This is a genomic window from Pseudoalteromonas sp. S408 (assembly GCF_005886645.1).
Lineage (GTDB): Bacteria > Pseudomonadota > Gammaproteobacteria > Enterobacterales > Alteromonadaceae > Pseudoalteromonas.
In genome coordinates this window covers 83,977-104,567 of sequence record NZ_PNDY01000001.1, presented here as the reverse complement: position 1 = coordinate 104,567, position 20,591 = coordinate 83,977, and the positions used below count along the sequence as shown (strand labels likewise).

Sequence of the window (20,591 nt, the reverse complement as noted above, 5' to 3'; positions counted from 1 at the left end):
AGTAATGTGTTGGGTTAGCGTCTAAATTCATCGCTTTGTGGTAAGTTTATCAAAATAAGTACCGCGCCTTTACCACCGTATTCAAGTGGCGCCTGATGCATTGCAATAACGTCTGGATGCTGAACTAGGTACTGAGGAATTTTATGTTTAAGTATTCCTCCACCAATTCCGTGCACTACGCATGCACAGTAATAATGTTGCTTTTTACATTCATGAATAAGCCCTGCTAATTCATCTTTAGCAATTTCTTTGTTTAAGCCATGCAAATCAAGTGTTAAATCAGGTGCAAAGTCGCCTCGGCGTAACTGTTTGGGTAAATAAGTGTCGTGCCCTTCTTTTACGTAATTGACAGTGCCATGGGTGTCTATATCGGGAATATATTCATCTGAGAAATAAAATTCAGATTGAGCCTGCTTTTTTTGCTGGGCAAATTGCTTTGCTTGTGACACCTTAGGCTTTGTATCAAAACGATGAGTATCTTGTTTAAATACTTTAGCGCCTGTGATCGTTTGACGAAATAAGTCTATGTCGTCATTGCTTAGGGACGATTGTGATGGAGAGTCTTTTTTCATAACTATTACCTAAACAAAAAAACGTAAAAACGCAGCGCAAAAGGCGGTACAATACTTAAATGATGGGCAATTGTAATTTGCCTAGCGCATATAGGCAATGCAATCGTCTTAAAGACTCAAAACAGTCAGTAAGCTAATACAGGTAAACATATATGAGCGATTTACAAATAGAAGAAGCAACACTCGAAGAAGCTGTTGCAGAACTGTCAACTTTACATGACTGGTTACGTTGGACTACAAGCCAATTTGCAAGTAGTAGTATATTTTTTGGACACGGTACTGATAACGCATGGGACGAGGCGGTAAGCCTGCTTTTGCCAGCGCTTAGCTTACCCGTTGATGCACCAAAAGAATTAATGCATGCACGTTTAACAAGTACAGAAAAAAATCGTCTAGCGGGTCTTATCGCAGAGCGTATAAACGACTGCACACCAGTACCTTATCTAACTAACATTGCGTGGTTTGCAGGCATGCCGTTTTACGTAGATGAACGTGTACTAATTCCCCGCTCACCATTTGCAGAGCTTATTAGCAATCGCTTTACGCCTTGGCTTTTGGAGCCAAGCTCGGTAAATCGCATTTTAGATTTATGTACAGGGTCGGGTTGTATAGCCATCGCACTTGCACAAGCATTTGAACAAGCGCAAGTAGATGCTGTTGATATTTCGTATGAAGCCCTTGAAGTGACTGATATCAACATTAACGACTATATGTTAAGTGATCGCGTGCTACCTATCCAGTCAGATGTATTTAGTGGTGTAGAAGGTCAAAAGTACGACTTGATTGTTGCCAATCCACCTTATGTTGACGCTGAAGACATGGCAGACTTGCCGCGCGAATTTCACCATGAGCCAGAACTAGGCCTTGCATCAGGTCACGACGGGCTTGACGTAACGCGTACTATTTTAAGTGAAGCCAGTAATCATCTAACTGATAACGGTTTGTTATTTGTAGAGGTGGGGAACTCTATGGTACATATGGATGCACTTTATCCAAATGCACCGTTTGAGTGGATTGAGTTTGAGCAAGGTGGCTTAGGTGTGTTTGTAATTAGCAAAAAGCAGTTAGATGAGTATTTTGCAAAATAGCACTCTTTTGTTTTTGGATTTGTATTAACTAAAACGAGTGTAAATATATAGCTGGGCATGTTAGCCCGGCTATTAGTCGTCATTAGGAATGAGGAAAGTTAATGGCAGGTAATAGCATTGGGCAGTTATTTAAAGTGTCCACCTTTGGAGAGAGCCACGGTGTTGCTTTAGGCGGCGTTGTTGACGGCACTCCAGCAGGTCTTGAATTAACAGAGGCCGACTTACAAATAGACTTAGATCGCCGTAAGCCAGGGCAAAGCCGTTATACAACGCAGCGCCGTGAGAGCGATCAAATAAAAATATTAGCAGGCGTTTTTGAAGGTAAAACAACCGGTACAAGTATTGGTTTATTAATCGAAAATACCGACCAACGTTCACAAGATTACGGCAAAATCAAAGATGTGTTTCGCCCAGGTCATGGCGATTACAGCTACTGGCACAAATATGGTCTTCGTGATTATCGCGGAGGAGGCCGCTCTTCTGCACGCGAAACAGCAATTCGCGTTGCGGCAGGGGCCATTGCTAAAAAGTACTTAAAACAATTTCATGGTATTGAAGTAAAAGCATGCTTGAGCCAGCTAGGGCCAATAAAAGCCGAAAGTTACGATTGGGATGAAGTTGAAAACAACTTGTTCTTTTTCCCTGATGCTAGCAAGCTAGAAGCACTTGACGAATATATGCGAGACCTTAAAAAACAAGGTGACTCAGTCGGCGCTAAAGTGAAAGTCGTGGCGAGCAACGTACCTGTAGGGCTAGGCGAACCTGTGTTCGACCGATTAGATGCTGAAATTGCACATTCACTAATGAGCATCAACGCCGTTAAAGGCGTTGAAATTGGTGATGGCTTTGATGTAGTAGAGCAAAAAGGTTCAGAGCATCGTGATGAACTAACGCCTGAAGGTTTTACATCAAACCATGCTGGTGGTGTTTTAGCTGGCATTTCTACAGGACAAGATATTATTGCCTCTATTGCGCTTAAACCTACATCAAGCATTACTATTCCAGGTAAGAGTATTAATACTAGCAACGAACCAGTAGAGATGATCACCAAAGGTCGTCACGACCCGTGTGTGGGCATTCGTGCCATACCCATTGCTGAGGCAATGATGGCCATTACGCTAATGGACCATTTATTGCGTCAACGCGGTCAAAACCCGCATGTGAACCACGAACACGGGCCAATTAACGGCTCTGTTTAACGTTTGAAGTTAGTCATATAAAAGCGCGTTTTTCGCGCTTTTTGTTTATGTAAAAGAGTTAAAGTGGTTTAAGGCGCAGTTCAACTTTACCGTTATATAATTTTCTATAGAGGTAAATTATGCAAGATTCAATTCAAACACATAGTAAATACGCTAAACAAAATGCAGCATTAAAACGCTTAGAAAGGTTTAGTCAACTAACCGACAGTAGTATTCGTTTTCCTTTTACAAACTTTAGGTTTGGCATTGAGGCAGTTATTGGTTTTGTGCCAGTTGTAGGGGATGTGATAGGGCTTATTTTATCTAGTTACGTATTATTTGAAGCTCAAAAGCTAGGTATAAGCTGGCATATTAAATTACGGATAATTATTAATATGCTGATAGACTTTTTTGTCGGATCAATTCCCCTTTTTGGCGATATATTTGATGCGTTTTTTAAAGCGAATACCCGTAATACACACATTTTAAAAAAGTATATTACTAAGCAATTAAATAAAGACAATATTGAGTAATTTTTGGTATTAACTTCGTGGTTGATTAATGTACAGTTGGGGAGTCCGTTTTAACAAGGAATAGGTCATGGAACTATTTATTGGCAATAAAAACTACTCAAGCTGGTCGTTACGCGCATGGTATTTAATGAGTAAATTTGAATTGGAGTTTGATGAAAGCCAGCTTGTACTCGATACTCCACACTTTTACAGCGAGCTAAAAAAGCATTTTACAGTTCTTAAAGTGCCTGCATTAATTGATGGTGATTTACAAGTCTGGGATTCACTTGCCATTTGTGAATACATTAATGATGCGTACCTCTCACAAGCTGCATGGCCAAAATATGTTACACAACGTGCAACAGCACGTGCTTTAAGCGCTGAAATGCACTCAGGCTTTATAGCGCTTAGAAGAGAAATGCCAATGAATATTCGTGCAAAGCGTAAAATCATACTCTCTGATGATGCTATAAAAGACATAGCCCGCATTGACGACATTTTTAGTAAACAACAGGTAATTTACCCAAATCAGTGGATGTTTGGTGATTTCAGTATTGTTGATGCTATGTATGCACCCATTGTACTGCGGTTAAAAACGTATCAGATAACCTTGTCTAAAGCAGCCAACAGTTACTGCCAACATGTATTAGCATGCCCTGTATTACAGAGCTGGATAACTCAAGCTCTACAAGAAACCGATATAGTAGATGCTGATGAAGCCGGCGATGATTTAAAAATATAGCAAGTAAGCGACTTTTACTTTAGCTGTAAAAGCCCGTACAATTCGTTTCGTTTTTAATGTGCCGCTGGGCGCTGTAACCGAGACGAATTTAGCCATATTTTATGCATCAAATAGCTGATCTTATTTCTATTTTTGAAGGCACTTTTTATCAAAGCCACAATACACGGCTGATCAAAGGTGATTGCGAGCCCGTATACCTTCCCGCAACACACAACACCCCTTATCACCAAATTGTGTTTGCGCATGGTTTTTATGCTAGTGCCTTACATGAAATAGCCCATTGGCTAGTGGCGGGCATTGATCGTCGACAACAAGAAGATTATGGCTATTGGTATTGCCCTGATGGCCGTGATAAACACCAGCAGGCTGAATTTGAAAGTGTAGAAGTTAAGCCGCAAGCCATAGAATGGTTATTAAGCGCTGCTGCAGGTTTTTCTTTTAATGTATCGGTTGATAATTTAAATGGTGAGCAAACATGCCGGTTTGATTTTCAACAGCGAGTGCAGCAGCGTGTAATTAACTTGATAGAAAACGGATTTAACCCACGAACAGAATCACTATTAATTGCTCTTGCCAATTTTTACAATACACCATGGCCAATGACCGCAAAGCAGTTTAATTGTCAACATCCTCAGGAGTTTTGTGATGCAGTTTAAATTAGGTTTAATTATAAACCCTGTAGCAGGATTAGGCGGAAGCGTTGCCTTGAAAGGAAGCGATGGAGCGCAAACCGCTGCAAAAGCTATTGAGCTAGGTGCACAGCCTAAAGCAAATAGCCGCACTAAAGCCGCACTCGAAGTGCTACTTCCGTATAAAAAATGCCTTACAATTTATACTGTAAATGGCGATATGGGCGAACACACTGCAAAAGCTCTAGGCTTTAACGTAGAAATTGTTTACAACACCGACACGATAACTACACCAGATGACACGGAGCAGGCTGCAAAGCTATTAAAAAATGCCGGTGTTGACCTATTGTTGTTTGCCGGAGGCGACGGCACCGCTCGTAATGTGTGTCATGCTATTGAAGACACCGCTCCAGTACTAGGTGTTCCTGCAGGCTGTAAAATCCATTCTGGCGTTTATGCTATTACGCCTAAAGCCGCCGGGCGTGTTGTTGAAATGCTCGTAAATGGCGAGTTAGTCACTTTGGCTGATGCCGATGTAATGGATATTGATGAAGATGCCTTTAGACAAGGCACGGTAAAAGCAAAACGTTTTGGCGAGATGCAAATACCCAGCGAAGTACGTTATGTGCAAGCCGTTAAAAATGGCGGTAAAGAAACTGACGAATTAGTACTTTCAGATATAGCGGCCCACGTAGTGAGCGAAATGGACGAAGAAACACTTTACATTATGGGTAGTGGCTCAACCGTTGAAGCTATAATGGAAGAAATGGGTCTTGAGAACACTTTGCTAGGTGTTGATTTAATAAAAGACCAAACACTTATAGCCCAAGATTTAACAGCCGCTGAGTTACTAGAACTTACCCATGAGCAAAATACAAAACTTGTGATCACTTTAATCGGTGGACAAGGGCATATTTTTGGTCGTGGGAATCAGCAATTAAGCCCTGCTCTGATCCGTGCTATTGGCAAAGAAAATATTATTGTAGTTGCAACAAAAACTAAATTACAAGCGCTGAATGGTCGCCCATTAATTTGTGACACAGGCGACAGTGAATTAGACGATGAATTAACAGGTTACATGAAAGTAACCACCGGATTTAACGACCATATTATGTATGCAGTAGGGCACCAATACCAAGATGAAGCGGGTGCTATACAAAATCAGGAGATGAACAAGTGACCTTAGTAAACTATATTGACGCGGCCCAACAGTATTATGACGATTTAGTGATCAAAGCAACGGATGACGAATTATTTGCAGGCGGCTACTTACGGGGTCATTTTGATCTAGCTGTAGGCTATGCTGAAGTTGAGCAACTTACTATTAGTATTGAGCAGTTAAACGAAACAGTAGAGCAAAGCTTGGTAAAAGCTTACCGTAACGGTGAACTTAACGAAGAAGACAAAGCATTAGTTGTTCGCTTATGGGAAGAAGTGAAAGCGCTCGCTTAATAGCCCAATGAATAAAAAAAGCACGATTATCTTAGGTAATCGTGCTTTTTTTGTTTAACGTTCCTAAAATAGCTTTTTACGTTAATTTACTGTTGCGTATTAATGCGATATTGTTACTTAAATAAATTTTAATGAGCGAAATACAATGAATAATAATCAAGATGCTTTACCTTCAGGAGTTGTTGCGCGCTTCTTGAATGTAGTTGAGCGGGTTGGTAATAAATTACCCGATCCAGCAATTATATTTTTATTTGCCATGTTATTGATATGGGGTTTGTCGTGGTGGTTCTCTGGCGTAAGTTTTGATGCAATCGATCCGCGCACTGGCGAAGCGATTATCATCAATAATATGCTTGCCAGCGATTCGTTGGCCACGTTTTTATCTTCTATGGTTAAAACGTTTACAGGCTTTGCTCCTTTGGGCGTGGTACTTGTAGCTATGTTAGGTGTGGGTGTAGCTGAGCACTCAGGTTTTATTAATACTGGCCTTAAGCTGATGTTAAAAGTAACACCTAAAAAGCTGTTAACACCGTCTATTATTTTAGTTGCTATTGTAAGTCACACAGCGACTGATGCAGGTTATGTGTTGGTGATACCGTTAGCTGGCGTAATCTTTTATGCAGCAGGAAGGCACCCTTTAGCCGGGATTGCAGCGGCATTTGCCGGTGTAAGTGGTGGCTTTGGCGCCAACTTTATTCCATCAGGAATAGACCCACTACTGCAAAGCTTTACGCAAAGTGCTGCCCATATTATTAACCCTGATATGTCGATAAACCCATTAAATAACTGGGCGTTTGCGTCTGCTTCAAGTATGTTTATTGTATTACTTGGTTGGTATATTACCGATAAAATTATTGAGCCTCGTTTACAAAATACGCCGCTTGATGGAAACAGTGAAGATTTACCTGTTTTTGAAGATGCTCGTAGCGATGAAAAACGTGCATTTTTTATAGCAAGCAGCGTGATGATTGCTGGTATTGCTCTTCTTGCTTATGTCTCTGCTCCTGCTGACTCTGCAATGCGCAGTAGCGATGGCTCATTAACTAATTTCCGTTCACCTTTAATGCAATCTATTGTGCCGTTGATCTTTTTATTATTTTGGATCCCAGGCGCTGTATATGGCTTCACAGTTGGCACATTTAAAAGCTCTAAAGACATGATTGATGCTATGAGCAAAGCGATGGGCGGTATGGCTTATTATATTGTAATGGCCTTTTTCTGTGCATTATTTATTGCCGCATTTAGTAAATCAAATTTAGGGGCTTTACTTGCTATCGAAGGGGCGCAGTTATTAAAAGCCATGGCACTACCAAGTTCGGTAACGGTGGTAGGCATTATATTTTTAACCGCATTTGTAAATTTATTTGTTGGCTCTAGTTCGGCCAAGTGGGCCTTACTAGGTCCGGTGTTTGTGCCTATGTTAATGCAACTAGGTATTTCCCCCGATTTAACACAAGCGGCTTATCGTGTTGGTGACTCTAGCTCTAATATTATTACACCACTAATGCCTTACTTTCCGTTGGTTGTAGTTTACTGTCAAAAATACGTTAAAAGCACCGGCATTGGTACGCTAATAGCGATGATGCTGCCATACTCGGTTGCATTTTTAATAGGTTGGAGCTTGTTTCTACTCGGTTATTGGGCATTGGGTATTCCGTTAGGGTTAGATGCAAGTTATGTGTATCCAGCTGTAGCGCCGTAAAAAACAATCACCATAATAAAGTAAAGGCCTCACCATTCATTGGTTAGGCCTTTTTATTTTAAGTGAATTATTTATTGAGAGATTTAGAGTCGCTGCCTTTAGAAGATAAAAGTGGCTTGCTTTTGCAGCGATTGAGCTTACCTGATACTTAAACTCAAGACATAAAAAAACCTTGCTCACTGTCGTGGCAAGGTTTTTTTAATAAAGACGTGTTGCTTACTTAGCGGTAAAGCTAACTGGGCGACGTTCTTTACGAGGTCCGCTACGCTTATCACCGCGTGGGCCATCGTTACGTTTTCTATCACCAGATGGGCGTTCGCCACGTGGCTCAGATGGGCCTTGATCTTGTGTAATTGTCATACCCATTGGGCGTTTACAAATAAACACTTTTTGGAAATGATCTAGTACATCTTTAGGCATGTTTTGCGGTAATTGAACCGTACTATGCTGATCGTGAAGACGAATATCACCAATAAACTTGCTTGATATATCAGCTTCATTAGCGATTGCGCCAACGATGTTCTTAACCTGAACACCATGCTCACGACCCACTTCGATACGGTAAGTATCCATAGGGCCTGCATCACGGCTGTTACGCTCGCGAGGTTTACGCTCAGCGCGTTCACCACCACGTTCGTTACGGCGTCCGCGATCACCACGGTCATTGCGTGGGCTGCGTTCGTTACGCTCACGTGGTTGAATTTTAACTTCTTCAACTTTGATTGGCGACTGTTGCTGCGCTAAACACAGTAAAGCACCCGCTAAGCTTTCAAGAGGAAGGTCAAGTTTTTCAGCCATGTTAGTAGCAACGTCGTTAAAGAACGTAATGTCTTTGTTTTCAAGCGCAATACTTAATTTTGCTTGTAACGCAGCGATACGTTTTTCTTCAACAATTTTAGCTGTAGGTAATTCAACCTGTGCAATTTCAGACTTAGTATGACGAATGATATTTTTAAGTAAGTAACGTTCGTTATGCTTAACAAATAAAATTGCTTTACCAGTACGACCAGCACGACCTGTACGGCCAATACGGTGAACGTAGGCTTCAGAATCTTGTGGAATATCGTAGTTGATAACTAAGCTTAAACGGTCAACATCAAGTCCACGTGCTGCTACATCTGTTGCAATAACAACATTTAGCATACCACTTTTTAAGCGATCAACCGTGCGTTCACGTGCTTGCTGGTTCATGTCACCGTTAAGTGGAGCAGCAGAGAAACCTTCGCGCTCTAATAACTCAGCAAGTTGAACTGTGTCATTACGTGTACGAACGAAAACAATAGCGCCTTCATATTGCTCAGCTTCTAAAAAGCGAACAATCGCTTTATTTTTATGTACGCTTGCATTCCAAAACACTTGCTCAACAGACGATACTGTCGAGTTACGCGCAGAGATATGAACCTGTTCAGGGTTATTCATATACTTGCTGCTGATGTTTTGAATTTGCTTAGGCATAGTCGCAGAGAAAAGACATGTTTGCTTTTCGCGCGGTGTTTTTTCCATGATGCTTTCTACATCATCGATAAAGCCCATACGTAACATTTCATCGGCTTCATCAAGCACAAGTGCCTGAAGAGCGTCAAACTTGATAGTGCCACGGTTTATGTGATCGATTAGTCGACCCGGTGTAGCAACAATGATTTGAGCGCCACGACGAAGTGCGCTTAATTGAATGCTGTAACTTTGGCCACCGTATAGTGCTAATACTTCAACACCACGAGTACCTTTTGCATATTGTTCAAATGCCTCAGCAACTTGGATCGCAAGCTCACGTGTAGGTGTGAGTACAAGGATCTGTGGCTGTTTCACAGACGGGTCAATATTGTTTAGTAACGGCAGTGCAAATGCTGCGGTTTTACCTGTACCCGTTTGTGCTAGTCCCAGTACGTCCTTTCTTTCTAGCAATAACGGTATACATTGAGCTTGGATTTCAGATGGTGTCTTGTAACCCAACTCTTCAACTGCCTTCAAAATTGCAGGAGAAAGATTTAGAGATTCAAACGTGACTGGTTCTGACATTAATACGCCTCAACGAATTTAAAGAGGCGCGCATTATATAGGATTAGCGAGGCAAATGCTTGTATAAATTGAAACTAATTTGTATGTGCTTGATGTTGGTTGAAATTTAACCAGTCGAATAATTGGATTATTAAACTGGTTAACAAGTTTGATACAAGATTACTTATACAAGCCTAGATTTTCTTTTGCGTAAGCTTCAAATTCGGTAAAACCGCCTATGTGGTTTTGATCAACAAAAATTTGTGGAACAGTAGGGCAAGGTTTACCGGCTGACTTTTCTAAATCTGCTTTGCTTATACCTTCTTTTATAATGTCGATGTAACGATATTTAAAATCATCGCGCTCGTTAGCAAGTTGCTCTGCAACATCTTTGGCACGAACACAAAATGGGCAGCCTTCACGGCCAAAAATTACTGTAAGCATGGTGCTCTCCTTTATTTGATTGACTTAAGTTTAAATGATTAAAAAATATAATAAAGCGCAAAAAAGTGATTGTGCCATTCTATTATTACAATGGACATTAAGCTGAGCGAGTTATGAACGGCTTAACTCACCACGTTCTTGCTGCTATTCCTAATTGGGTTGAGTAGCCCATTGCGTGTGCCGTTATCTGTAAATTTGCATCTATTACGTAATAAGTTGGAAAAGCGCCTACTTTATAATTTGATTGGGTGTATTGATTACCCAGTAGTATAGGGATATTAAGGTTTAGGTCATCTATAAATTGAATAACCTGCTGCTCATTTTTATAATCAAGGGCAATACCAATTACATTAATGTCAGAGCCTATTAACGTGCTTTGTAAGTTGGGCATGCTATATCGGCATACCGAGCACCAAGGAGCAAAAAAATACACAATAGTTGTATTTCCTTTAAGCTCTGCGATGCTAAACCGCTCGCCGCTTTCATTTAAAACAGGCAAGTTAAAATAAGGGGCAGGAGTGTGGTTTGTTTCAAGTAAATTACGCGTTTGGTAGGCACTTGCTAAGTAAAACACGAGTATTGCTAAACTTAAATTTATTAACGTGCTACGTATTAATGCCATTGATTTTATCTGACCTATTTATAATTAAAAGCCAACCCTAACATAAATGCTAAGCAGCCACTGTTATTTGGGAGTGGAGTTAGCTTTTGCTTACTTATCGCGCCCACACGCCAATAAAGCATCTATTTTAAACTTACTCTTCTACACAAAATATGCTTCTAGTAAAAAGCTTCAGAAGAAAACGGTAATGACTTTCAGGTTACATTTTAACAGTTGAATTTATAACTTTAACCCTAAGCTCTATATTTGAGACGAACATATAGAATATGTTTTTTAACTGGCAAAGGAGACCTAGATCATGAGCAATTATTTACAACCAGCAATGAAAATGCCTTCACTTAATGTAAAAGATAGTGAAAACAACCATGCTGACGTATCGGCTCGACAGACAGATTTACCCTGGAAAATGATAGTAATTTATCGCGGAAAGCACTGCCCACTATGTACTAAACAACTTAACGCACTTGCTAAAATGAAAGATAAATTTAAAGATGCAGGGGTAGAGATTGCAGCCGTTAGTGGCGACAGCCATGCACAATTAACCGAGCATCTAAATGATTTACAGATTAACTTTCCTCTTTACAGTGGCTTATCTTTATCGCAAATGACGGATTTAGGTTTGTATATTAGTGAACCACGCAGTGAAAAAGAAACCGATCACCCATTTGCTGAACCTGCTATTTTTGTAATTAACGAGCATGATCAAATTCAGATACTAGATAAATCAAATGCACCTTTTTCACGCCCTGATTTAAATGATTTGTTGGCTGGTATTGAGTTTATTCGCGAAAACGATTATCCAATTCGTGGCACATTAACACACTAATTAGCGATGAATACTTAGCGCTAATCTACAATACTGAACAACCATTTTGAGGAATTAAAAGCATTTGACTTTTTAATGCCTCAAAATGGGTTACTAAGTTCACTAGTTTATAAAATGAGGAATTTTTTTAAATATTTTAATTTATTTACTTGAAAACATTTTTACCGTCCATATATAGTTTAGTAGGACGCCTGATGGGTCCTAAGCTAAACTTAAACAATTGAAATTTATATTATTAATTTATATTTGTTAGCGCTTGTTCAAATGAAAAGTGCAAACAAAATATCGCTTAAATATGAGGGTATTATTATGCGTACAGTAGACTTATCACCACTTTATCGTTCATTCATCGGATTTGATCATTTAGCGTCTTTAATGGATGCTGCGGCGAATACAGACAAACAGCCTAGCTTTCCACCCTACAACATTGAAGCACTTGATAAAGACAGATACCAAATTACAATGGCTGTTGCCGGATTTAGCGACAACGAGCTAAGCATTGAGTCAGAAAATAACACATTAAAAGTAGCGGGTATAAAAGCTAATAAAGATGAAAACAAAGAACGTAAGTTTATTCATCAAGGTATTGCAGAACGCAATTTCGAGCGAAAGTTCCAGCTAGGAGACCATGTTAAAGTACTTGGCGCCGACTTAGCAAACGGCTTGCTAACAATAGAGCTAAAGCGCGAGATACCAGAAGCTTTAAAGCCGCGTAAAATTGAGATTGGCCAAGGTCGACTACTAGAAGACAGCTAACCTCGTTATTAACAACATTATTTTCCCCTGATTATTTGGCCGCCTCTTTTGAGGCGGCTTTTTTGTGTCATAAAGACTCAATGTTATTTATGTAGTGTGTAGCTTGATTAAGTGTCTCTTCGCGTAATTCATCGTCTTGCTTATCCCAATTTCTATAAACCATGCCTATGCGTGGGTTTTTCTCTAGTTTTTCGCGGTGTGTTTGCATAAAACGCCAATATAAACTGTTCAGTGGGCAAGCTTTATCCCCCATTTTTTGTCTCACGTCGTATTGACAATTTTTGCAGTAGTCGCTCATTTTATTGACGTAATTACCACTTGCAGCATAAGGTTTGGTAGCAATAATTCCATCGTCTGCAAATTGGCTCATTCCACGTGTGTTGGGCATTTCAACCCACTCAATGGCATCTATGTAGACACCTAAGTACCAGTTATCAACATCATCAGGGTTTATCCCGCTGAGTAAACAAAAGTTACCAATAATCATTAAGCGCTGAATATGATGAGCGTAGGCGGTGTCTAAGCTCTGCTTTAACGAGTGGCTCAAACAGTTCATTTTTGTATTACCATCCCAAAAATATTTAGGTAGCTTATTATTGGCTTTTAGTTGATTTTTAGTCGCGTAGTCGGGCATGTTTACCCAATAAACAGCACGAACGTATTCTCGCCAACCGAGTATTTGCCTGGTAAACCCTTCAACTTGTGAAAGTGATATTTCGTCAGGCCGTTGCTTGAATTCAGATATTACACGTTTGATTACATACAAGGGGTGAAGAAGTTTAGTGTTTAGGGCAAAAGAGAGCCTGCTATGGTAAAGACTGGTATTGTCTTTACTTTGATCTGTCATTGCATCCTGAAATTTACCAAAATTGACAAGTAAATATTTACAAAAGTATTCAAGAGATTCTTTGGCTTGCTTACGAGAGGTCGACCATTCGAGTTTCTCTACATTTATTTCACCGAAATAAGCTACATCATGCTTTTTTAAACGAGTAATGATATGACTCACATCATTTTTAAATAATTTAGGCTCTGGGATAGATTTTAAGTCTTGCTTAGAAAATTTATTGCGATTATTGCTGTCGTAGTTCCATTTACCGCCAGCTGGTTTATCGCCTTCCATCAACAGATCATATTGCTTACGCATAGCACGGTAAAAGTGCTCCATAGTTACGTGCTTATCTTTTTTGAATCGATCTTTAATATTGCCAAAAGGCAGTAAAAAATGTTCAGAGTCATATGCTGACACATTTATTGCGTTTGATTTTTCAAAATCAGCCAATTGCTTTTTTAACCTAAATTCGTCCGGGTATAAGTATTCTATAGAAGTGCAGTTATATTCTTTTGCAATACGATTCAGCAGTGCAGGTAGGTTTTCATCCTGATGTGTGTCGTCAAGTGTTAAGTGTAAGACATTAAAACCTGCTGATTTCAACGCAGTTGCAAAGTTTTCCATTGCATTAAAAAAAGCACACAGCTTTTGTATGTGGTGTTTAACGTAGTCGGTTTCTTGTTTTAATTCTGCAATAAGGTAAACGACGTCATCGTCTTTATTTTTAAACCAAGAATGAGAAGGGTTGAGTTGGTCGCCTAAAATGAGTCTTAGCGTTTTATAAGCCGCCATAATAAAGCCAAAAAATGAAAATTAATACGTAGGTATTTGCCTAACCGATCGCTGTTTTTTAACAACTTAATTTACAATTTACGTTCTATTTATATTATTAAATCAATTTTAGAGGGTTTAATTAGGGGTTGATGATCTTTTAGGTTTGAGATTTGTTCAGACTAGGGGGGTAATCGCGGCGCGAGGTGTTTAACCTAGTGGGCAGTCGATAACTGCTCCTGCTTTATTCTACTGGCTTTCATTCATGTAAGTATAAGTAAAGACCGAGCAAAGCTTCTGCGTCCTGCTCACGCCCCTACTTGCGTCCATGTAGGCAACAAAGCGTGAATAGCCCTTAGGAAGCCCCCTCGGGCAGCGCCTGTTTGGCATTAATGCTTCGTTATCGCCAATTTATGGGGAATAACAGCACTACACAAGCTCTGCCTTGCCTGAATACCAAACAGACTGCTTCAAATTCAATCTTAAAAGGTCAACAGACCCTAAAACTACTTTAATTATTACTTCGCTTTTGTTGCATAAGTTCGCTTAAGCAAACCACATTAGAGACATTAAACAGTGTGTCATTCGTAAAGCGTTCAAAATAGGTCAGAACATTACGCCATGCTAAATGGGTATCTTCCTTAAATAGTCGACCCAAGTGCTCTACTAAAGTTATATAAAATATATCTGTAAGGGGCTTTATATCACTTTGCTGAATATTTAATTTTTTTAAAAACTGTAAATGATGACTCAAAAATGGCGCAACAGATGATGGGTTATCTATATTTTTGATTATGCGCTCTAAGGTACAATATAAAATGTAACTTTTTTCGTTAAATTGCTCAGCGCTCGGTATCTTCATTGATACATTAGATTGCTCGAGCTTTTTGTGGAATCGTGCAGTAAATGCGTGAAAGTTTGGTTTTATGATACCAAGACTTTTTAACAAAACGGATTTATGTGAATTCATCATAGCCTCACAGAAAGGAAAAACTTATTTTTATAATTCTTTTTTATTATTATAGGTTGCGTAACAAAAATCACACGTTTTTTTGATGAAAAAGTATTAATTATGAAATAACTTTTTGAGTTTTATACATTTAAAAATAAAAATGAGAGTGGTTATTGATTCGTTTTTACTGTATTTGCTCTGTTTAAACTGTAAATCATACATCAACGAGAATAGCTCTATACCTTTAATAGGTATAATGAGTATTTTGTTTAGCGTCTTTGAGCACAATATTTAAAAAGTTATTCGTTATTATGGTTGCTAATCATCCCCAACATCCCTATAATAGCGGCCATTGTTTAGTCTGTTTTAAAACAACTAACAGCGATATTAAATCAAGGTTTGATATCTATTGGCGCGGGATGGAGCAGCCTGGTAGCTCGTCGGGCTCATAACCCGAAGGTCGTCGGTTCAAATCCGGCTCCCGCAACCAATTCTACTAATAAGTGTAAACTTATTATTTTATATCGCGCATTCTACGTAATGCGCGTTTTGCGTTTAAGCTAATGCAGTTTAATTTGGTCATTTACTGACTCGCAACCAAGCTCGGCCCTAGGCCACACAGTTTTATGCTTTATTGGTGTGACGCCCCGCTTGGTTCGGGGCGTTGTTGTATCTGCACCTTTCTTAATTTATGGCGGTTGTCATTAAATTAAAATTTAAACTCAGTATTTTAGGGCTATAAGCCCTTTTTTTGTTTGTATGGAGGATTTTCGTGACAAAACTTGAACAAGATTTAGTAACCATGTTAACGCCTGCGGTAGAAATGTTAGGCTTTGAGTTACATGGTCTTGAATTTGTACAAGCGGGTCGCCATTCTACCTTAAGAGTATATATTGCTCATGAGGATGGGATCTCAGTTGATAACTGTGCGGACGCTAGTCGCCAAATTAGTGCGATATTAGATGTCGAAGACCCAATTACAAATGAATATGATTTGGAAGTGTCGTCTCCTGGTGTTGATCGTCCATTATTCAAACAAGATCACTACGAGCAGGCGCAAGGAGAGGAAGTACGCGTGCGTACTAAGCTTCCACAAGACGGTCGTCGAAATTTTAAAGGCGACTTAATAGCAGTTAGCAGCGATATGATCACACTATCAAGCGATGGTGTAGAGCATTTGATCATGCTTAGTAATATAGAACGTGCGAATTTAATCGCAAAGTTTTAAATTCGAGTGCGAAGGAATAGGGCAAGCGAGGCATTACCCATGGCAAAAGAGATATTATTGGTTGCTGAAGCCGTTTCCAATGAGAAAGCGGTTCCAAAAGAAAAGATTTTTGAAGCATTAGAGTTCGCACTAGCGACGGCGACAAAGAAAAAACACGATGGTGAAATTGAAGTACGTGTATCAATTGACCGTAAAACAGGTGATTACGACACGTTCCGCCGCTGGCAGATTGCTGAAGTTTTAGAAGATGGGTCATTAGAAAACCCGTATAGCGAAATAACTTTGGAAGCTGCGCAGGTTGAAGAGCCTGATTTACAGCTTGGTGATTTTGTTGAAGAGCAAATTGATTCAATCAAATTTGACCGCATCACCACACAAATGGCTAAACAAGTAATCGTACAAAAAGTACGTGAAGCTGAGCGTGCTTTAGTGGTTGACGCATATAAAGACCAAGTTGGTGAGTTAGTAACAGGTGTTGTTAAAAAAGCAACGCGTGATTCAATCGTACTTGACTTAGGCAACAACGCAGAAGCCGTTATTTACCGTGACGACATGTTACCACGCGAAAACTTCCGCCCAGGCGACCGTATTCGTGGTCTTTTATATGAAGTTAAGCCAGAAGCTCGCGGCGCACAATTATTTGTAACGCGTTCTAAACCTGAAATGCTGATGGAGTTATTCCGCATTGAGGTGCCAGAAATTGGCGAAGAAATGATCGAGCTTCGTGCTGCTGCGCGTGATCCTGGTTCACGCGCTAAAATCGCGGTTAAATCTAATGACAAGCGTATTGATCCAATTGGCGCATGTGTAGGTATGCGTGGTGCCCGTGTTCAGGCTGTTTCGTCTGAGCTTGGTGGTGAGCGTGTTGATATTGTACTTTACGATGACAACCCAGCTCAATTTGTTATCAATGCAATGTCGCCGGCTGAAGTTGCTTCAATCGTAGTAGATGAAGACACTCACTCAATGGATATCGCAGTTGAAGCCGATAACCTAGCACAAGCCATTGGACGTAATGGTCAAAACGTTCGTTTAGCAAGCCAGTTAACTGGTTGGGAACTAAACGTAATGACAGTTGACGAGATGCGTACCAAAAATGAAGCAGAATCAGATAAGTTACTTAACTTATTCACTGAAAATTTAGATATCGATGATGAGTTTGCAACACTACTTATCAACGAAGGTTTCTCAACGCTTGAAGAAGTTGCCTATGTGCCAGCCTCTGAGTTTTTAGAAATCGACGGTCTTGACGAAGAGACTGTGGACGTTTTACGTTCACGTGCTAAAGATGCATTAACAACAAAAGCGCTTAAAACAGAAGAAAGCTTAGAGGGCGCAGAGCCAGCTGAAGACTTACTTGCGCTTGAAGGGTTAGAGCGTCACCTAGCATTTGTAATGGCAAGCAAAGGTGTTGTAACACTTGAAGACTTGGCAGAACAAGGTATTGACGAATTAGTTGATATCACAGAGCTTTCATCTGAACAAGCAGGTGAGCTTATAATGGCTGCACGAAATATTTGTTGGTTTGCAGACGAGTAATTTATTAACGGAGGTATTACACACTATGGCAGAAGTAAATGTTGAAAAACTAGCCGGCGATATAGGTACAACTGTTGATAAATTGCTACAGCAATTTTCGCAAGCGGGTATCACTAAGCAGGCAACTGATAATGTAACTGAAGCAGAAAAAGCAACGTTACTTGATCATTTAAGCAAGTCACATGGTGGCACGGGCTCTGAAGGCCCTGCACGCATGACTTTACAACGTAAGAGCAAAAGCACATTAAATGTGACTGGCTCTACAGGTAAAGCGAAAGCAGTTCAAGTTGAAGTTCGCAAAACACGTACCTACGTGAAGAAAAGCGCAATGGAACAAGAGCAAGAGCAGCAACGCTTAGCCGCTGAAGAAAAAGCGCGTCTTGAAGAGCAGCAAAAAGCTGAACAAGCAGCCGCTGAGTTAAAGGCAAAACAAGAGGCAGAACGTAAAGCGAAAGAAGACGCTGATCGTAAAGCCAAAGAAGAAGCTAAACGTAAAGCTGATGCTGAGCGTAAAGCGAAACAAAAGCAGATGACCCCAGAGCAAAGTGCTAAGTCTGAGAAAGATCGCATCGAAGCTGAGCGTCTGCAAAAAGAAGCAGAAGAGGCCGCATTGAAGAAAGCTGAAGAAGAAGCGAAACGTCAGGCAGAAGAAGCAAGAAAACTAGCTGAAGAAAATTCAGCTCGTTGGAAGAAAGAAGAAGAAGAGCGTAAGAAGCGTGAAGAAACAGCAGATCACCACCTTACGACTTCAACTTACGCACGTGAAGCAGAAGATGTAGCTGATGCTCGCGAAGAGCAAGGCTCACGCCGTGCGAAGAAGAAGAAAAAAGCGCCAGCAAAAGATAAGTTTGCAGCGTCTAAAGGTAAAAAAGGTAAGCTAAAAGCACCTGCTTCATTACAGCATGGTTTCCAAAAACCAACGGCTGATGTTAAAAATGAAGTGCGTATTAGCGAAACAATTACAGTTGCTGAGCTTGCATCACGTATGGCTGTTAAAGGCGCTGAAGTTGTAAAAACAATGATGAAAATGGGTGACATGGTTACGATTAACCAAGTTATTGACCAAGAAACTGCACAACTAGTAGCAGAAGAAATGGGTCATAAAGTTATCATTGTTAAAGAAAACGAATTAGAGCAAACAGTACTAAATGACCGCCACGAAGATGGCAAGTCTGAGCCGCGTGCTCCAGTAGTTACTGTTATGGGTCACGTTGACCATGGTAAAACATCGACGCTTGATTACATTCGTTCAGCTAAAGTTGCTTCAGGCGAAGCCGGTGGTATTACGCAGCACATTGGTGCATACCACGTTGAAACTAACGGCAACATGATCACATTCTTAGATACACCGGGTCACGCCGCGTTTACATCAATGCGTGCTCGTGGTGCTAAAGCGACTGATATTGTAATCCTAGTTGTTGCAGCTGATGATGGTGTAATGCCACAAACTAAAGAAGCGGTACAGCATGCTCGTGCAGCGGGTGTTCCTTTAATCATTGCTGTTAACAAAATGGATAAAGAAGGCGCAGATCCAGATCGCGTTAAAAACGAACTAGCACAGCTAGACGTTATTCCAGAAGAATGGGGCGGCGACACGCAGTACGTTCATATCTCAGCTAAAACTGGCTTAGGTATTGATGAACTACTTGAAGCTGTACTTATGCAATCTGAGCTATTAGAACTTACTGCACCAAGCCAAGGTATGGCTGCAGGTGTTGTAATTGAATCGCGTCTTGATAAAGGCCGTGGTCCAGTAGCGTCTATTCTTGTTCAGTCAGGTACGCTAAACCAAGGTGACATTGTATTGTGTGGTCTTGAGTATGGCCGTGTTCGTGCAATGCGCGATGAGAACGGTAAAGACATCAAGTCTGCAGGTCCATCTATCCCAGTAGAGATTTTAGGTCTGTCTGGTATTCCGGCAGCGGGTGATGAAGCAACGGTAGTTAAAGATGAGCGTAAAGCGCGTGAAGTTGCATTATATCGTCAAGGTAAATTCCGTGATGTTAAACTAGCACGTCAGCAAAAAGCGAAACTTGAAAACATGTTTACTAACATGGCAGAAGGTGACGTTTCAGAAGTTAACGTGGTACTTAAAGCGGACGTACAGGGCTCTATCGAAGCAATTTCTGATTCACTAACTAAGCTTTCTACTGACGAAGTAAAAGTGAAGATAGTAGGTTCTGGCGTTGGTGGAATCACAGAGACAGACGCAACGCTTGCTGCAGCTTCTAATGCAATTGTTGTAGGTTTCAACGTACGTGCTGACGCATCTGCACGTAAAGTGATTGACTCTGAAAACTTAGATTTACGCTACTACAGCGTTATTTACGCCTTAATTGAAGAAGTTAAGCAAGCGATGTCAGGTATGCTTGCACCAGAATTTAAGCAAGAAATTATCGGTCTTGCTCAGGTTCGTGACGTATTCAAATCACCAAAAATTGGCGCTATTGCCGGTTGTATGGTGACGGAAGGTATTATTAAGCGCAGCGCGCCTATTCGTGTACTACGTGATAATGTGGTTATATACGAAGGTGAACTTGAATCACTTCGTCGCTTTAAAGACGATGTTCAAGAAGTGCGTAACGGTATGGAATGTGGTATCGGTGTTAAGAACTACAATGACGTACGTGTTGGTGACCAAATCGAAGTATTTGAAACAGTTGAAGTACAACGTACTTTATAATTGTTAGCTCACTAAACTAATAAATGGGGGCTTAGCCCCCATTTGTGTATCTATAACTTAATTAG

19 protein-coding genes and 1 tRNA gene are annotated in these 20,591 nt (G+C 40.4%); 14 read left to right on the top strand and 6 right to left on the bottom strand.

What is annotated here, in order from left to right:
* Positions 1-14: 14 nt before the first annotated feature.
* Entirely contained in the window at positions 15-572 is a 558-nt protein-coding gene (smrB, locus tag CWB62_RS00575; RefSeq protein ID WP_058403414.1) for an endonuclease SmrB, read from the bottom strand.
* Positions 573-724: 152 nt separating this feature from the next.
* Here smrB and prmB point away from each other — a divergent pair, with 152 nt between their 5' ends.
* The 8 genes from prmB (at position 725) to CWB62_RS00535 (ending at position 7,875) form a co-directional block, all read left to right on the top strand.
* On the top strand, positions 725-1,660 hold the full coding sequence (gene prmB / locus CWB62_RS00570) for a 50S ribosomal protein L3 N(5)-glutamine methyltransferase (RefSeq protein ID WP_058403413.1): 936 nt from the start codon (positions 725-727) through the stop codon (positions 1,658-1,660).
* 101 nt (positions 1,661-1,761) lie between these two features.
* Positions 1,762-2,859: a chorismate synthase gene (aroC, locus tag CWB62_RS00565; RefSeq protein WP_058403412.1), complete on the top strand. Its 1,098-nt coding sequence runs from the start codon at positions 1,762-1,764 to the stop codon at positions 2,857-2,859.
* A 119-nt stretch (positions 2,860-2,978) separates the two neighbouring features.
* On the top strand, positions 2,979-3,371 hold the full coding sequence (locus tag CWB62_RS00560; protein ID WP_138528628.1) for a DUF4112 domain-containing protein: 393 nt from the start codon (positions 2,979-2,981) through the stop codon (positions 3,369-3,371).
* Positions 3,372-3,438: 67 nt separating this feature from the next.
* Positions 3,439-4,092: a glutathione S-transferase family protein gene (locus CWB62_RS00555; protein WP_138528626.1), complete on the top strand. Its 654-nt coding sequence runs from the start codon at positions 3,439-3,441 to the stop codon at positions 4,090-4,092.
* Between the two features lie 101 nt (positions 4,093-4,193).
* On the top strand, positions 4,194-4,748 hold the full coding sequence (locus tag CWB62_RS00550; RefSeq protein ID WP_138528624.1) for an elongation factor P hydroxylase: 555 nt from the start codon (positions 4,194-4,196) through the stop codon (positions 4,746-4,748).
* The gene (locus CWB62_RS00545) at positions 4,738-5,901 is read left to right on the top strand and encodes an ATP-NAD kinase family protein (RefSeq protein WP_138528622.1); all 1,164 of its coding nucleotides are present in this window, start codon (positions 4,738-4,740) and stop codon (positions 5,899-5,901) included. The genes CWB62_RS00550 and CWB62_RS00545 overlap by 11 nt, the downstream gene beginning before the upstream one ends.
* Complete coding sequence (locus CWB62_RS00540; protein WP_006793362.1) at positions 5,898-6,173, top strand: YfcL family protein; 276 nt, start codon at positions 5,898-5,900, stop codon at positions 6,171-6,173. The genes CWB62_RS00545 and CWB62_RS00540 overlap by 4 nt, the downstream gene beginning before the upstream one ends.
* A 145-nt stretch (positions 6,174-6,318) precedes the next feature.
* The gene (locus CWB62_RS00535; protein WP_058403407.1) at positions 6,319-7,875 is read left to right on the top strand and encodes an AbgT family transporter; all 1,557 of its coding nucleotides are present in this window, start codon (positions 6,319-6,321) and stop codon (positions 7,873-7,875) included.
* A 216-nt stretch (positions 7,876-8,091) separates the two neighbouring features.
* Here CWB62_RS00535 and CWB62_RS00530 read toward each other — a convergent pair whose 3' ends face one another.
* The 3 genes from CWB62_RS00530 to CWB62_RS00520 form a co-directional block, all read right to left on the bottom strand.
* Positions 8,092-9,894, bottom strand: coding sequence for a DEAD/DEAH box helicase (locus CWB62_RS00530; RefSeq protein WP_058403406.1), 1,803 nt, complete (start codon positions 9,892-9,894; stop codon positions 8,092-8,094).
* Between the two features lie 159 nt (positions 9,895-10,053).
* Entirely contained in the window at positions 10,054-10,317 is a 264-nt protein-coding gene (locus CWB62_RS00525) for a GrxA family glutaredoxin (RefSeq protein ID WP_058403405.1), read from the bottom strand.
* A 127-nt stretch (positions 10,318-10,444) separates the two neighbouring features.
* A complete protein-coding gene (locus CWB62_RS00520; protein WP_138528620.1) occupies positions 10,445-10,939 on the bottom strand; it encodes a TlpA family protein disulfide reductase in 495 nt (164 codons plus the stop codon).
* Between the two features lie 298 nt (positions 10,940-11,237).
* Here CWB62_RS00520 and CWB62_RS00515 point away from each other — a divergent pair, with 298 nt between their 5' ends.
* Complete coding sequence (locus tag CWB62_RS00515; protein WP_138528618.1) at positions 11,238-11,765, top strand: redoxin domain-containing protein; 528 nt, start codon at positions 11,238-11,240, stop codon at positions 11,763-11,765.
* Positions 11,766-12,074: 309 nt separating this feature from the next.
* Positions 12,075-12,521: an Hsp20 family protein gene (locus CWB62_RS00510; protein WP_058552780.1), complete on the top strand. Its 447-nt coding sequence runs from the start codon at positions 12,075-12,077 to the stop codon at positions 12,519-12,521.
* A gap of 67 nt (positions 12,522-12,588) precedes the next feature.
* On the opposite strand, the gene CWB62_RS00505 is transcribed toward CWB62_RS00510, so the two are convergent.
* Positions 12,589-14,145, bottom strand: coding sequence for a cryptochrome/photolyase family protein (locus CWB62_RS00505; protein WP_138528616.1), 1,557 nt, complete (start codon positions 14,143-14,145; stop codon positions 12,589-12,591).
* Positions 14,146-14,635: 490 nt separating this feature from the next.
* Complete coding sequence (locus tag CWB62_RS00500) at positions 14,636-14,986, bottom strand: globin (protein ID WP_235591400.1); 351 nt, start codon at positions 14,984-14,986, stop codon at positions 14,636-14,638.
* Between the two features lie 503 nt (positions 14,987-15,489).
* On the opposite strand from CWB62_RS00500, the gene CWB62_RS00495 reads away from it, so the two are divergent.
* From CWB62_RS00495 to infB, 4 genes are all read left to right on the top strand, one after another.
* Positions 15,490-15,566 (top strand) — tRNA-Met (locus CWB62_RS00495).
* Between the two features lie 282 nt (positions 15,567-15,848).
* Positions 15,849-16,304 (top strand): ribosome maturation factor RimP, encoded by a 456-nt coding sequence (gene rimP, locus CWB62_RS00490; protein WP_006793371.1) that lies wholly within the window; start codon positions 15,849-15,851, stop codon positions 16,302-16,304.
* A gap of 39 nt (positions 16,305-16,343) precedes the next feature.
* Positions 16,344-17,843, top strand: a complete 1,500-nt coding sequence (gene nusA, locus CWB62_RS00485) for a transcription termination factor NusA (RefSeq protein WP_008128091.1) — start codon at positions 16,344-16,346, stop codon at positions 17,841-17,843.
* A gap of 25 nt (positions 17,844-17,868) precedes the next feature.
* Positions 17,869-20,526 carry a translation initiation factor IF-2 gene (infB, locus tag CWB62_RS00480; protein ID WP_058403400.1) on the top strand — a complete coding sequence of 886 codons (2,658 nt, stop codon included), beginning with the start codon at positions 17,869-17,871 and terminating at the stop codon, positions 20,524-20,526.
* The last annotated feature ends 65 nt before the right edge of the window (positions 20,527-20,591 follow it).

Bases quoted from the DNA above. Each gene is read 5' to 3' on its own strand.
- smrB (WP_058403414.1), bottom strand. From the start codon at position 572: ATGAAAAAAGACTCTCCATCACAATCGTCCCTAAGCAATGACGACATA.
- prmB (WP_058403413.1), top strand. From the start codon at position 725: ATGAGCGATTTACAAATAGAAGAAGCAACACTCGAAGAAGCTGTTGCA.
- aroC (WP_058403412.1), top strand. From the start codon at position 1,762: ATGGCAGGTAATAGCATTGGGCAGTTATTTAAAGTGTCCACCTTTGGA.
- CWB62_RS00560 (WP_138528628.1), top strand. From the start codon at position 2,979: ATGCAAGATTCAATTCAAACACATAGTAAATACGCTAAACAAAATGCA.
- CWB62_RS00555 (WP_138528626.1), top strand. From the start codon at position 3,439: ATGGAACTATTTATTGGCAATAAAAACTACTCAAGCTGGTCGTTACGC.
- CWB62_RS00550 (WP_138528624.1), top strand. From the start codon at position 4,194: ATGCATCAAATAGCTGATCTTATTTCTATTTTTGAAGGCACTTTTTAT.
- CWB62_RS00545 (WP_138528622.1), top strand. From the start codon at position 4,738: ATGCAGTTTAAATTAGGTTTAATTATAAACCCTGTAGCAGGATTAGGC.
- CWB62_RS00535 (WP_058403407.1), top strand. From the start codon at position 6,319: ATGAATAATAATCAAGATGCTTTACCTTCAGGAGTTGTTGCGCGCTTC.
- CWB62_RS00530 (WP_058403406.1), bottom strand. From the start codon at position 9,894: ATGTCAGAACCAGTCACGTTTGAATCTCTAAATCTTTCTCCTGCAATT.
- CWB62_RS00525 (WP_058403405.1), bottom strand. From the start codon at position 10,317: ATGCTTACAGTAATTTTTGGCCGTGAAGGCTGCCCATTTTGTGTTCGT.
- CWB62_RS00520 (WP_138528620.1), bottom strand. From the start codon at position 10,939: ATGGCATTAATACGTAGCACGTTAATAAATTTAAGTTTAGCAATACTC.
- CWB62_RS00515 (WP_138528618.1), top strand. From the start codon at position 11,238: ATGAGCAATTATTTACAACCAGCAATGAAAATGCCTTCACTTAATGTA.
- CWB62_RS00510 (WP_058552780.1), top strand. From the start codon at position 12,075: ATGCGTACAGTAGACTTATCACCACTTTATCGTTCATTCATCGGATTT.
- CWB62_RS00505 (WP_138528616.1), bottom strand. From the start codon at position 14,145: ATGGCGGCTTATAAAACGCTAAGACTCATTTTAGGCGACCAACTCAAC.
- CWB62_RS00500 (WP_235591400.1), bottom strand. From the start codon at position 14,986: ATGAAGATACCGAGCGCTGAGCAATTTAACGAAAAAAGTTACATTTTA.
- nusA (WP_008128091.1), top strand. From the start codon at position 16,344: ATGGCAAAAGAGATATTATTGGTTGCTGAAGCCGTTTCCAATGAGAAA.
- infB (WP_058403400.1), top strand. From the start codon at position 17,869: ATGGCAGAAGTAAATGTTGAAAAACTAGCCGGCGATATAGGTACAACT.